Below are 12,989 nucleotides of genomic sequence, written 5' to 3'. Positions count from 1 at the left end.
CGGCAGGCGAAATCACACTGCCCAGCAGCCGCAGCCGAGCGCGCCCCAGAAGCTCTGGACATCGGCGGCGGGAACCGATGCGCCCAGCGCCGCTGCATGGTCATGACCGTGGACGGCGCAGGCGGAATGGCAACCGCAGGCCGACGCCATCTTCCTGGCCGTCGCATCCTTCCGGTAATGGCCGCCGAAGGTCGCGACCGGCGACCAGTCGGGCATCGCTTTGGGCGCGGCCGGGGCAAGCGGGCCATAATCGCCCTCGCCATAGACGATCCTGCCGCCCAGCACGGTCAGCACCGACCGCAGATGGGCGATCTCATCCTCCGGCACGGTGAAATAATCGTCGGACAGCAGCGCCAGGTCGGCCAGTTGCCCGGCCTTGATCTGCCCCTTCTTGCCGACTTCATTGGAAAACCATGTGTTCTTCTCCGTCCACAGCCGTAACGCCGTCTCGCGGTCCAGCCGGTTGCACACCGGATAAAGCGCCAGCCCGCCGACCGTCTTCGACGTCACCAGCCAGGACAGCGACACCCAGGGATTGTAGCTGGCGACGCGGGTCGCGTCGGTGCCCGCGCCGACCGGCAGGCCCGCCGCCATCATGCGCTTGATCGGCGGCGTGGCCTCTGCGGCTTTCGCGCCGTAGCGGTCCACGAAATATTCGCCCTGGAACGCCATGCGGTGCTGCACGGCGATGCCGCCGCCCAGCGCCGCGATCCGGTCTATATTGCGGTCGCTGATCGTTTCGGCATGGTCGAAGAACCAGTTGAGGCCCTGCAGCGGAATATCCCTGTTCACCTTCTCGAACACGTCGAGCGCGCGGCCGATGGTCTGGTCGTAGGTGGCGTGCAGGCGCCAGGGCCAGCGGCGTTCGGCCAGCAGGCGGATGACAGGTTCCAGATCGCCTTCCATTTCCGGCGGCATGTCCGGGCGGGCGACGCGGAAATCCTCGAAATCCGCGGCCGAATAGACCAGCATCTCGCCCGCGCCGTTGTGGCGGTAGCTGTCGTCGCCGTCGCCGGGCCTGATCTTCGTCGACCAGTTGGCGAAGTCCCTGAGCTCCTCCTTCGGTTTCTGGGTGAAGAGATTATAGGCGATGCGCAGGGTGAGATCGCCGTCCCTGTGCAGCTTCTCCACGATCTCATAATCGTCGGGATAGTTTTGCGAGCCGCCGCCTGCGTCTATCACGCTGGTGACGCCCAGCGAATTCAGTTCCCGCATGAAATGCCGGGTCGAATTGAGCTGATATTCGGGCGGCAGCTTCGGGCCCTTCGCCAGCGTCGCGTAGAGGATGGTCGCATTGGGCTGCGCCAGCAAAAGGCCGGTCGGATTGCCCTGCGCGTCGCGGACGATCTCGCCGCCCGGCGGGTTGGGCGTATCCTTCGCATAGCCCACCGCCCGCAGCGCCGCCGCGTTCAGCAACGCGCGGTCATAGAGATGGAGGATGAAGACCGGCGTGTCGGGCGCCGCGGCGTTGATCTCTTCAAGGGTCGGCAGGCGCTTTTCCGCGAACTGATGCTCGGTGAAGCCGCCGACGACGCGCACCCATTGCGGCGGCGGCGTGATTTCCGCCTGGCGCTTCAGCATCGCCATGGCGTCGGCCAATGTCGGAACGCCTTCCCAGCGCAATTCCATATTATAGTTGAGGCCGCCCCGGATGACATGGATGTGGCTGTCGATCAGGCCGGGGATGAGGCGGCGGCCCCCGGCGTCGATGACCTGCGCGTCGGGGGAGGCGGCGGCGCGGACTTCGCCTTCGCCGGCGACGGACAGGAATGTGCCGTCGCGGATCGCCACGGCCTGCGCTACCGGATTTTCCCGGTCCAGCGTCGTGACCCTGGCATTGATGATGATGACGTCCCTGGCGGTCATGGCGAAGCTTTCCGTGGCGGTGAACAGGGTGGTGGCGCCGGCGCCGGCAAGCGCCCGGCGGCGGGTGATCACTGCTCCTGCTCCGGCTTTGGCGGCAGGGCGGCGGCGCTTTGTTGCGCGGGGGTGAAAGGCTTGCCGCGCAACAGGCTGCCGGCGACCGGCACGACCCGTTCGCCGGCGAGGATGCCTGCCAGCCCGACCAGCGCGATGACCGGCGGGGCTGAGGAACGGACCCCGAGCAGGCTGTAGACGATGCCGACCAGCAGCCCGGCGCCCAGCGAGAATATATAGGCTTTCATGGGTCCGTTCCTTCGCTGCGTCAGGCCTTGATGAACGCCAGAATGTCGGCGTTGAGGACATCGGCGTTCACCGTCAGCATGCCGTGCGAATAGCCCTCATAGATTTTCAGCGTGGCGTTGGGCAGGATTTCGGCCTGGAGCAGGCCTGCATTCCTGTAGGGCACGACCTGATCGTCGTCGCCGTGCAGGACGAGCGTGGGGACGGTGATCGCCTTCAGATCGTCGGTCTGGTCGGTTTCGGAAAAGGCCTTGATCCCTTCATAATGGGCGAGCGCGCTGCCCATCATCCCCTGCCGCCACCAATTGTCGACGACGGCGGGCTTCACCTCCGCCCCTTCGCGGTTGAAGCCGTAGAAGGGGCCGGCCGCAACCTCATGGAAGAATTGCGCGCGGTTGGCGGCAAGGCCCGCGCGCAGCCCGTCGAACACATCGATCGGCAGGCCGCCGGGATAGCGGTCCGTCTTCACCATGATCGGCGGCACGGCGCTGACCAGCACCGCCCTGGCGACGCGCCCTTCGGGCAGGCCGTGGCGGGCGACATAGGCGGCCACTTCGCCGCCGCCGGTCGAATGGCCGATGTGGATGGCGTCGCGCAGATCGAGATGCCGGGCCACGGCGGCCGCGTCGGCGGCATAATGGGCCATGTCATGGCCGAAATCGACCTGTTGCGAGCGGCCATGGCCACGCCGGTCATGGGCGATGACGCGATAGCCCCGGGCAAGGAAGAACAGCATCTGCGTGTCCCAGTCGTCGGCGGAAAGCGGCCAGCCATGATGGAACATGATCGGCTGGGCATCCTTGCTGCCCCAATCCTTGTAGAAGATGTCGACGCCGTCCGGGGTGGTGACGAAATTGCTCATCGGGAAATCCTTTCATCGCTCTGGCTTGGGGGTGCGGGAGAAGGGGCAGCCGGGCCAAAGGGGCGGCCCGGCTGTGGGGAAGGGGGGATCAGTGGCCGCCTTCGGAGGCGCCGAACATGGTGCTGGCATAAGTGATGCCCAGTCCATAGGCGCCGCCCCACTGGCGGGCGATGCCGGTGGTAAGCGCATAGGTTTCGGCGCGCGCCCAGTCGCGTTGCAGTTCGAGCAGATATTGCAGCGCCGTGATCGGGCGCGCGCCCGCCTGGATCATGCGTTCCACGGCGCGGTCATGGGCTTCCTCGGAAATGTCGCCGCTGGCGTCGGTGATGACATAGACCTCGAAACCCTGTTCGAGCGCGGAGAGCACCGGGCCGACGATGCAGACGCTGGTCCACAGTCCGGCGATGACCAGGCGGTCCTTGCCGATGCGGTTCACCTCCCCGATCACGGCGGCGTCTTCCCAACTGTTCATGCTGGTGCGGTCGATCATCGGCTGGTCGCCAAAGGCGTCGGCGATCTCGCTGAACATCGGGCCGGAAAAGCTCTTCTCCGCAACGGTGGTGAGGATGGTGGGGACGTGGAATCCGGCCGCGGCATTGGAGACCAGGGCGGCATTGTTGCGCAATATTTCGGGCGCGATCGACTTGGTGGCGAAGGCCATCTGCGACTGGAAGTCGATCAGGATCAGGGCGTGGTCGTCGGGGGACAGCAGCGCATCGGCGGGGGTGGGAATGGCGGTGATCGACATGGCGGGTCTCCTTCCTTGAAAGTGCAGGGGCCCGTCGTTCGGGCTGATGTCGGTCTACTTTCCCTCGCTTCTGCGAAACAGGCGTATAAAATCTACCTATTCGTTCCAAATTCTAGAAAAGCCTAAGCGGCCGGCTGGTCCAATGGAGCATAATCGATATTGCACCTTCATTGTAGCAGGACGGTTACGGATCGTCGCGCCGGCCCTGTCTCCTGCAAGATGGCCATCGCCATTGCGACGAAAATATCCTATATGTTCCGCATCTGACCTTATAAGCGGCCTCCATGTCCGACCTTCACAACATGTCACAGCCCGCGGGCGCCCTTGGTTCCCCGGCACGCGCCGCCTCCGGACCGACGCTGGTGGAGCGTGCCTATGAGCATCTTCTCTCCATGCTGATGACGGTGAAGATCGCGCCGGGGGAACGCATTCCCATCGACACCGTCGCGCGCCAGCTCGGCATCTCGCAGACGCCGATTCGCGAGGCGCTGAGCCAGCTGGAAGCGGAGAAGCTGGTCTACAAGACCACCAATGTCGGCTACCGCGCCAGCCCGCAGATGACGCCGGAGGAGGTGCACGACCTTTATACGCTGCGCCTGCTGATCGAACCCTATGCCGCCGCCCGGGCAGCCGAGCAGATCGACGATGAGACGCTTTCCGTCCTGCAGTCGATCCAGGCCGACATGGACGCCGTGGTCGAGCGCGACGAGCAGGCCTATGCCCGTTTTGCGGAAGCGGATGCGCAGCTCCACCGGCTGATCGCGAAGGGCAGCGGGAACCGCCTGATCGAGGAGACGATCGAGCGGCTGCACGCGCATCTCCAGATATTCCGATCGCTCTACCAGAACAGCGCCCAGCCCAATGCGCCCGAAGTGGCCGCGCGGGAGCATCAGGCGATCATCGCCGCCCTGCTGGCGCATGATCCCGTCGCGGCCGAGCAGTCGGTGCGCGACCATCTCACCTGTTCGCAACAGCGGATGGACCGGGCGAACGGCACGTCTCGACGCTGATCGCGCAACCCCCGGATGGGGGAGGCATCACGTGTTGGCCGAACGTTCAACGACGTGGGAAAGCCCCTTGACGGGCCCGCGGCAACCACCTACCACGGTCGCACAGGATCATATAGGATATGAAATAGATCCTGGAGAGGATGGGTAATGCGGTCAGCCATGAAAGCCGGTTTTTCACTTGTCAGCCTGACGGTTGCGATGCTTGCCGGACTTCCGGCGGCGGCGCTGGCCGAAACCAGGGTGCTGCGCGACTTCACGCTGATCGACGGCACCGGCAAGGCGCCGGCGGCGAACCAGGCGCTGGTCATGACGGATGGGCGGATCGACTGGGTCGGGCCGTCCGCGAAGCTGAAGGCGCCGGCCGGGGCGAAGGTCGAAAGGCTGAAGGGCAAATATCTGATGCCCGGCCTGATCGACAGCCATGTCCATCTGGGGCTGGTCGACGGCATCACCCAGGACCTGCAATATCAGACGGCTGAGAATATCGAGAAGCAGCTTCGCATCTACGCCGCCTATGGCGTCACCACCGTCCAGACGCTGGGGACGGAGAAGGACCTGATCTTCCCGATCCAGCAGAGGCGCAAGGGGCCCACGGCGATGTCACGGGTCTATACCGTCGGGCAGGGCGTGGTCTTCAAGGGCAGCTATGGCGGCGTCCCCGGCCTCGACCAGTCGGTCGCCACGGCGGAAGAGGCGCGGGCGATGGTGGACAAGGAGGCGTCGAAGGGCGCAGACCTCATCAAGCTGTGGGTCGACGACGAATTCGGCATGCTGGAGGAACGCATGCCGCCCCGGATCAGCAGCGCCGTGATCGACCAGGCGCACAAGGACGGGAAGAAGACCGTCGCCCACATCTTCTATTATTCCAACGCCGCCGAACTGACGCGGGAAGGGGTGGACGCCTTCGCCCATTCCGTGCGCGACCGCGCCGTGGACGACGCGCTGCTCGGCCAGATGAAGGCGAAGGGCGTGTGGCAGATGGCCGCGACGCTGAGCCGGGAGGCGTCCTTCACTTACAGGACGCTGCCCTTCCTGGACGATCCCTTCTTCGCGCGGGGGGTGACGCCCGCCGTGCTGAAGGAACTGGCCAGTCCGGAGCGGGCGGCGAAGCTGGGCGCGGCGCCCAATTTCCCCAAATATGCGCCGACGCTGCAATATGCGATGGACAATTTCGCGCGGGAGGCGAAGGCGGGCATCCGCTACGGCATGGGCACGGACAGCGGCCCGACGGCGCGCTTCCCCGGCTATTTCGCGCATTGGGAACTGGAACTGATGGTGAAGGCCGGGGTGACGCCGATGCAGGCGATCACAGCCGCGACCAGCGCCAATGCGGAGTTCATGGGCGCCAGGGACATCGGCACCGTCGCGCCGGGCAAATGGGCCGACCTGCTGGTGCTGGACCGCGATCCCACGGCGGACATCCGCAACACCCGCGCCATCGACGCCGTCTATATCGCCGGCAACAAGGTGCCGACCATCTGGCAGACCTGCACCGGCCGCGCGGCCGATGCCTGCGGGCCCCGCCCGTGACCGGCGAGGCAAGCGTCGCAGAACCGCGCGACGCGGCCGCCGGAGCCGGGGCGGCGCGCCCGACGCGGGCGCGCCATGTCGTGCTCTGGCTGACGGTGCTCGCCTATCTCATCACCTATATGGATCGCGTCGTGATCGCCACGGCGGCCCCGGTGATCGAGAAGGAATATGGCTTCTCGCCGGTGACGATGGGCTGGATCTTCGCGTCCTTCTCCATCGCCTATGCGCTGTTCCAGATTCCGGGGGGCTGGCTGGGCGACCGGTTCGGGCCGCGCCGGGCGCTGACCGGCGTGGTGCTCTGGTGGTCGACCTTCACCGCCGCGACGGCGCTGACCTGGTCGGCCGGGTCGATGATGGTGTGCCGCTTCCTCTTCGGCATGGGGGAGGCGGGGGCCTTTCCCATCGCCACCCGGTCGCTCTCGCGCTGGATGCTGCCGTCGGAACGGGGCTGGGCGCAGGGCCTCACCCATGCGGGGGCGCGGCTGGGCGGGGCGGTGACGCCGGTGTTCGTCGCGCTGCTCATCGTCCAGTTCGGCTGGCGCATGCCCTTCATGGCCTTCGCGCTGGTCGGCATCGGCTGGGCGGCCCTGTGGTTCTTCTACTATCGCGACACGCCGCGCGAGCATCCTTCGGTCAACAGCGCCGAACTGGCGATGATCGAGGGCGCGCTGGGCGCGGGCCGGGCGCGGGTGAGCGTGCCATGGCGGCACCTGCTGGCCAATTCGCAGCTATGGGTGCTGTCGGCCATGTATTTCTGCTACGCCTATTGCATCAACATCTTCCTGACCTGGTTCCCCAAATATCTGCACGATGCGCGCGGGTTCGACATCGCCATGATGGGCCTGTTCGCCAGCCTGCCGCTGATGGCGGGCGTGGTGGGCGACCTGATGGGCGGATGGGCGTCCGACCTGTTGGTGAAGCGCGGCGCGGGGCTGAAGATGGCGCGCCGCTCGGTCGCGGTGGTCGGCTTCCTGACGGCCGCAGCGATGATCCCGCTGGCGGCCGCCATGGACGGGCATGTGGCGAGCATCCTCTGCTTCTGCATCGCGCTGTTCGGGCTGGAGTTGACGGTCGGCGTATCCTGGGCGGTGACGCTCGACATTGGCGGCGAATATGCGGGCTCGGTATCGGCGGTCATGAACACGCTCGGCAACAGCGGCGCGGCGGTCGCGGCGGCGGTCACCGGCTATATCGTCAGCATGAGCGGCTGGTTCGCCGCCTTCGCGGTCCTCTCCGTCCTCTGCCTGATCGCGGCGGCGCTGTTCCTGCGCATCGACGCCTCGCGCAAGCTGCGTGACGGGCAGGGGGCCGAGGCGTGATGCCATCGCCGGAAATCATCCGCAGCGCCCCGGCGCTTCGGTTCGGACATCGCGCGCATGGCGCGCACGACAGGAGGTTGTTTAGGTGAAGACTTGGATATTCGCTGTGGGCATCGGCGCGGTCATCGCCGGCACGGCGGTCGCCGCCCCCGTGCCGAAGGGAAATGCCGCGCATGGGCAACAGCTTTTCGCGCGCTGCGCCGCGTGCCACAAGGTCGGGCCGAACCCGGCGCGCTCCATGGGGCCTTCGCTGAACGGCGTCGTCGGCCGCGTGGCGGGCAGTCAAGGCGGCTATGGCTATTCGCCCGCGATGAAGGCGTCGGGCATCAGATGGGACGAGGCCAGCATCGACAAGCTGCTGCAAGGTCCGTCGAAGCTGGTTCCGGGCACCAAGATGATCTTCCCCGGCATGGCCGCCGCGCAGGATCGCGCCGACATCATCGCCTATCTGAAACAATATGGCGCGGATGGTGGCAAGAAGTGAGCGACCTCCCTCCCGCCTTCGGCGCGCTGCGCCTGCCCCGCTCCGTCCTGTTCGGACGCGGGCAGCGCCACGCGCTCGGCTCCGCCGCCGGCAAGCTGGGCAAGCGCGCCCTGCTCTGCACCGACGAACGGCAGGCCGCCCAGCCTGAATTCCACGCCATGGTCGCGGACCTCCAGGCCCATGGGCTGGAGGTCCGGGTCTTCGACCGGACGATCCCCGACCTGCCGATCGGATCGATCAACGCCTGTGTCGAGGAGATGCGCGGCTTCGCCCCCAATCTGGTGGTCGGCATCGGCGGCGGCAGTTCGATGGACATGGCCAAGGTCGTCGCCGTGCTGCTGACCCATGGCGGCGACATCCGGTCCTATTATGGCGAATTCGCCGTGCCCGGCCCGGTCATGCCGCTGATCGCCATGCCGACGACGGCGGGCACCGGATCGGAAGTGACGCCGGTCGCGGTGGTGTCCGACGACGAGCGCGGGGTGAAGGTCGGCATCGCCAGCCCGCATCTGATCCCGCTGGTGGCGATCTGCGATCCGGAACTGACCGCCACCTGCCCGCCCGCCCTGACCGCCTGTTCGGGCGCCGATGCGCTGACCCATGCGGTGGAGGCCTATACGACGCTGGCGCGCCCCGCCGACCCGATGCTGACGCAGGATCATGTGTTCGTGGGCAAGAACCTGCTGTCGGATCATTTCGCGCGGCTGGCGGTCGACAACATCTTCCGCTTCCTGGAGCGGGCCTATCGCGACGGCAGCGACATGGAGGCGCGCGAAGGGCTGATGCTGGCGGCGCTGGCGGCGGGCTGCGCCTTCGGCACGGCGGGCACGGCCGCGGCGCACGCGCTGCAATATCCGGTCGGCAACCTGACGCACACCGCGCATGGCGACGGGGTGGCGACGCTGCTGCCCTATGTCATGCAGTTCAACCGGCCCTTCTGCGCCCCCGCCTTCGCCGAACTGGCGCGGACGGTGGGGCTGTCCGATGCGGCGGAAGAGGACATGTCGCAGGCGTTCATCGATGCGGTCGCGGACCTGCTTGGCCGCGTCAACATTCCACCCTCGCTCGCGGCGCTGGGGCTGAAGGCCGACCAGCAGGACTTCGTGGCGGAAAACGCCCTGAACGCCGCCCGGCTGGTCAAGAACAATCCCCGTCCCCTCGATCTCCCGGCTATGCAGAGCATCACCCGCGCCGCCTTTTCCGGCGAGCGGGCGGCGCTCAAGTCCGCCTGACTTCTCGAACAAGGTTTCCCATGACGACGCAAAGCTATAGCTGCACGACGACCGACGGCCATGCCGGTCCCTTCGCCATCCCGACCGACCTGCTGATCGGGGAAGCATGGGTGCCCGCCGCCAGCGGTAAGCGCATCGACATCCTCAATCCCGCGACGGAGGCGGTGTTGACCTCCGTCGCGGACGCAAGCCCGGCTGAGGGCATCGCCGCTGTCGACGCCGCCGCCGCCGCAGCGGCGGACTGGGCCGCGACCCCGCCGCGCAAGCGCGCCGACATATTGCTCGCCTGCTTCCATGCGATGATGGCGGAGCAGGAATGGCTGGCGCAGCTCATATCGCTGGAAAATGGCAAGGCGCTGCCCGACGCGCGGGGGGAGGTGGCCTATGCGGCCGAATTCTTCCGCTGGTATGCGGAGGAAGCGGTGCGCATCAACGGGGAGCTGGCCGTCTCGCCCTCCGGCGGGAACCGCATCATGGTGCAATATCAGCCCATCGGCATCGCCCTGCTGATCACGCCCTGGAACTTCCCGGCGGCGATGGCGACGCGCAAGATCGCCCCGGCGCTGGCGGCGGGATGCACCTGCATCCTGAAACCGGCCGAGGAAACGCCGCTGACGGCGCTCGCCGTGGCGGAGATCATGCGCCGGGCGGGCGTGCCCGCGGGCGTGGTCAATGTCGTCAACAGCAGCGATCCGGGCCCGCTGTGCAGCGGCATCCTGCACGACCCGCGCGTGCGCAAGCTGTCCTTCACCGGATCGACCGAGGTCGGCCGCATCCTGCTGCGCCAGGCGGCGGACCAGGTCATCAGCTCCTCCATGGAACTGGGCGGCAACGCGCCCTTCCTGGTGCTGGACGATGCCGACATCGAAGAGGCGATCGAGGGTGCGATGGTCGCCAAGATGCGCAATGCGGGGGAAGCGTGCACGGCGGCCAACCGCTTCTATGTCCAGCGCGGCATCCATGACGCCTTCGTCGCGAAGCTGGCAGAGCGCATGGGCGCGATGAAGATGGGCCCCGGCCTGGAGAGCGCGACCCAGTGCGGCGCGATGATCAACCGGCAGGCGATCGACAAGATCGAGCATCTGGTGGCGGATGCCGTGGCGCGCGGCGCGGAGGTCAGGCTGGGCGGCCGGACGCCGGAGGGTGCGGGCTTCTTCTACCCGCCCTCGGTGATCGCGAACGTCCAGCCGGGGTCGGAGATATTGACGACGGAAGTGTTCGGCCCGGTCGCGGCGGTGATCCCGTTCGACGATCCGGCGGAGGCGGTGGCGCTGGCCAATGCGACCGAATATGGCCTGGCCGCCTATGTCTATACCGCCGACCTCAAGCGGGGGCTGCAACTGGCCGAGCGGATCGAGGCCGGCATGGTGGCGGTCAATCGCGGCCTGGTGTCGGACGCCGCAGCGCCCTTCGGCGGCGTCAAGCAGAGCGGTCTCGGGCGGGAGGGCGGACATCACGGCCTGCTCGAATATTGCGAGGCGAAATATATCGCGGTGAGCTGGTAAGCCGCAGCCGGTCGACGGCACGGAAAAGAGAGAGGGAAGGGGCCGAAAGCGCGATGTTCAAGATGACCCGACGCAGGCTGTTGGGCGGGACGGTCGCCGTCGCCGCAAGCATCGGCACGGCCCCGATGCGGCGCGCCATGGCGCAGGATCTGCCCGGCGGGCCGGACACCGAATGGCGCCATTATGCCGCCGACCAGGCCAATACGCGCTATTCGCCGCTCGACCAGATCAACGCCGATAATTTCAGCGATCTTCAGGTGGCCTGGAGCTTCAAGACGGACATATTGGGGGCGCGCAAGGAATATCAGTTCGAACCGACGCCGCTGCTGGTCAAGGGGCGGCTGTTCCTGACCGCCGGGTCGCGCCGCGACTGCGTCTGCATCGACGCGGCGACGGGCGAACTGCTCTGGATGTTCCGCAAGGACGAGGGGCAGCGCGCGCTCAATTCCCCGCGCCAGCTTTCGGGCCATGGTTGCTCCTATTGGACCGACGGCAAGCAGGAGCGCATCCTGTTCGTAACCATCGGCTATCAGCTCGTCTCGCTGGATGCGGCGACCGGCATCCCCGATCCGGCCTTTGGCGTGAACGGCGTGGTCGACCTCAAGAAGGATTTCGATCAGGAGATCGATCCGGAAACCGCCGATGTCGGGCTGCACGCGACGCCGCTCGTCGCCCGCGACACGGTGGTGGTGGGCGCGGCGCATACGGCGGGCGACGTGCCGGCGGTGCGCAAGAATGTGAAGGGCTATGTGCGCGGCTTCGACGTGCGCACCGGCAAGCGCAAGTGGATATTCCACACCATCCCGAAAAAGGGCGAATATGGCTATGACAGCTGGCTGAACGGCGACGCCGACGAAGCCGGCAATGGCGGCGTCTGGGCGGAAATGTCCGCCGACGAGGAACTGGGGCTGGTCTATGTGCCGGTGGAGCTGCCCACCGGCGACGAGATGGGCATGTTCCGGCGCGGCAACGCCCTGTTCGGGGAGTCGCTGGTCGCGCTGGACCTGGAGACGGGCGTGCGGCGCTGGCATTATCAGCTCGTCCATCATGGCCTGTGGGACCGGGACATCCCCTGCGCGCCGATCCTGTGCGACATTCCGGTGAACGGCAGGACGGTGAAGGCGCTGGCGCAGCCGACCAAGCAGTGCTTCCTCTATGTGCTGGACCGCACCAACGGCCAGCCGATCTGGCCCATTGTCGAGCGGCCGGTGGAGGCAGGCGACGTGCCGGGCGAATGGTATGCCAAGACCCAGCCATTCCCGACCAAGCCCCCCGCCTATGACGTGCAGGGCGTCGGCATCGACGACCTCATCGACTTCACGCCGGAACTGCGCGCGCAGGCGGTGGAACTGGTGAAGCAGTACAAGATCGGGCCGCTCTACACGCCGCCCGTGGTCAGCAAGCCCGGCCGCTGGGGCACCATATCCGCGCCCGGCATCCAGGGCGGGACCAACTGGCCGGGCGGCTGCTACGATCCGGAAAGCCATACCGTCTTCGTCTATTCGAAGACCCAGCCCTCCGTGATCGGCATCATCCCGAACGAAGACCCCAGCGTCTCCGAATTTCCGCATGTGCACGGCATTGCCGGGTCCGAAGTGCGACCGCAGGTGGCGATGGGCGCGGCGGCGCCGACGCCCTTCATGCGGCCCCCGGCGGCGAAGCCCGGTTCGGGGCCGCCGCCCGGTTTCCTGACCGTGCAGGGCCTGCCGCTGCTCAAGCCCCCCTATGGCCGCATCACCGCCATCGACCTTGGCAAGGGCGACCTCAAATGGCAGGTCGCCCATGGCGAGACGCCGGACAATGTCCGCAACCACCCGGCGCTCAAGGGCCTGAAGATTCCCCGCACCGGCCGGGCAGGCAATCTGGGGCCTCTGTGCACCAAGAGCCTGGTGATCTGCGGCGAGGCGGGCTTCTACACCAATGAATATGGCATCCGGGGCGCGATGCTGCGCGCCTATGACAAGGCCACGGGCGAGGAGAAGGGCGCGGTCTACATGCCCGCGCCGCAGAGCGGATCGCCCATGACCTATATGCTGAACAACCGCCAATATATCGTCGTCGCCATTGGCGGCGGCAATTACAGCGCCGAACTGGTGGCGTTCCGACTTCCAGGAATGGCTTGATGGCAGGAGTGGC

11 protein-coding genes are annotated in these 12,989 nt (G+C 66.8%); 7 read left to right on the top strand and 4 right to left on the bottom strand.

The window, feature by feature from the left end:
• Window positions 1-12 precede the first annotated feature (12 nt).
• The 4 genes from TZ53_RS07650 to TZ53_RS07635 form a co-directional block, all read right to left on the bottom strand.
• Window positions 13-1,938, bottom strand: coding sequence for an amidohydrolase (locus TZ53_RS07650; protein WP_044660938.1), 1,926 nt, complete (start codon window positions 1,936-1,938; stop codon window positions 13-15).
• Entirely contained in the window at window positions 1,935-2,165 is a 231-nt protein-coding gene (locus TZ53_RS07645; RefSeq protein ID WP_044660937.1) for a DUF1427 family protein, read from the bottom strand. The genes TZ53_RS07650 and TZ53_RS07645 overlap by 4 nt, the downstream gene beginning before the upstream one ends.
• Window positions 2,166-2,185: 20 nt before the next feature.
• Window positions 2,186-3,025, bottom strand: a complete 840-nt coding sequence (locus TZ53_RS07640) for an alpha/beta fold hydrolase (RefSeq protein WP_044660936.1) — start codon at window positions 3,023-3,025, stop codon at window positions 2,186-2,188.
• Between the two features lie 88 nt (window positions 3,026-3,113).
• On the bottom strand, window positions 3,114-3,773 hold the full coding sequence (locus TZ53_RS07635) for a hydrolase (RefSeq protein ID WP_044660935.1): 660 nt from the start codon (window positions 3,771-3,773) through the stop codon (window positions 3,114-3,116).
• Between the two features lie 302 nt (window positions 3,774-4,075).
• Here TZ53_RS07635 and TZ53_RS07630 point away from each other — a divergent pair, with 302 nt between their 5' ends.
• The 7 genes from TZ53_RS07630 to TZ53_RS07600 all read left to right on the top strand — a co-directional run bounded on the left by TZ53_RS07630 (window position 4,076) and on the right by TZ53_RS07600 (window position 12,976).
• Window positions 4,076-4,783, top strand: coding sequence for a GntR family transcriptional regulator (locus TZ53_RS07630; RefSeq protein ID WP_044662933.1), 708 nt, complete (start codon window positions 4,076-4,078; stop codon window positions 4,781-4,783).
• 159 nt (window positions 4,784-4,942) lie between these two features.
• Complete coding sequence (locus tag TZ53_RS07625) at window positions 4,943-6,313, top strand: amidohydrolase family protein (RefSeq protein WP_025548704.1); 1,371 nt, start codon at window positions 4,943-4,945, stop codon at window positions 6,311-6,313.
• Window positions 6,310-7,632, top strand: a complete 1,323-nt coding sequence (locus TZ53_RS07620; protein ID WP_025548703.1) for an MFS transporter — start codon at window positions 6,310-6,312, stop codon at window positions 7,630-7,632. Before TZ53_RS07625 ends, TZ53_RS07620 begins: the two co-directional genes overlap by 4 nt.
• A gap of 85 nt (window positions 7,633-7,717) precedes the next feature.
• Window positions 7,718-8,116 carry a c-type cytochrome gene (locus TZ53_RS07615; RefSeq protein WP_044660934.1) on the top strand — a complete coding sequence of 133 codons (399 nt, stop codon included), beginning with the start codon at window positions 7,718-7,720 and terminating at the stop codon, window positions 8,114-8,116.
• Window positions 8,113-9,348 (top strand): iron-containing alcohol dehydrogenase, encoded by a 1,236-nt coding sequence (locus tag TZ53_RS07610; protein WP_044660933.1) that lies wholly within the window; start codon window positions 8,113-8,115, stop codon window positions 9,346-9,348. Before TZ53_RS07615 ends, TZ53_RS07610 begins: the two co-directional genes overlap by 4 nt.
• Before the next feature lie 20 nt (window positions 9,349-9,368).
• Window positions 9,369-10,853, top strand: a complete 1,485-nt coding sequence (locus TZ53_RS07605; RefSeq protein ID WP_044660932.1) for an NAD-dependent succinate-semialdehyde dehydrogenase — start codon at window positions 9,369-9,371, stop codon at window positions 10,851-10,853.
• Between the two features lie 53 nt (window positions 10,854-10,906).
• On the top strand, window positions 10,907-12,976 hold the full coding sequence (locus TZ53_RS07600) for an outer membrane protein assembly factor BamB family protein (RefSeq protein WP_044660931.1): 2,070 nt from the start codon (window positions 10,907-10,909) through the stop codon (window positions 12,974-12,976).
• The last annotated feature ends 13 nt before the right edge of the window (window positions 12,977-12,989 follow it).

This window comes from Sphingobium sp. YBL2 (genome assembly GCF_000943805.1).
GTDB classification, from domain to species: domain Bacteria; phylum Pseudomonadota; class Alphaproteobacteria; order Sphingomonadales; family Sphingomonadaceae; genus Sphingobium; species Sphingobium fuliginis.
The sequence above is the reverse complement of the archived record's forward strand: the minus strand, read 5'-3'. Positions and strand labels throughout refer to the sequence as shown.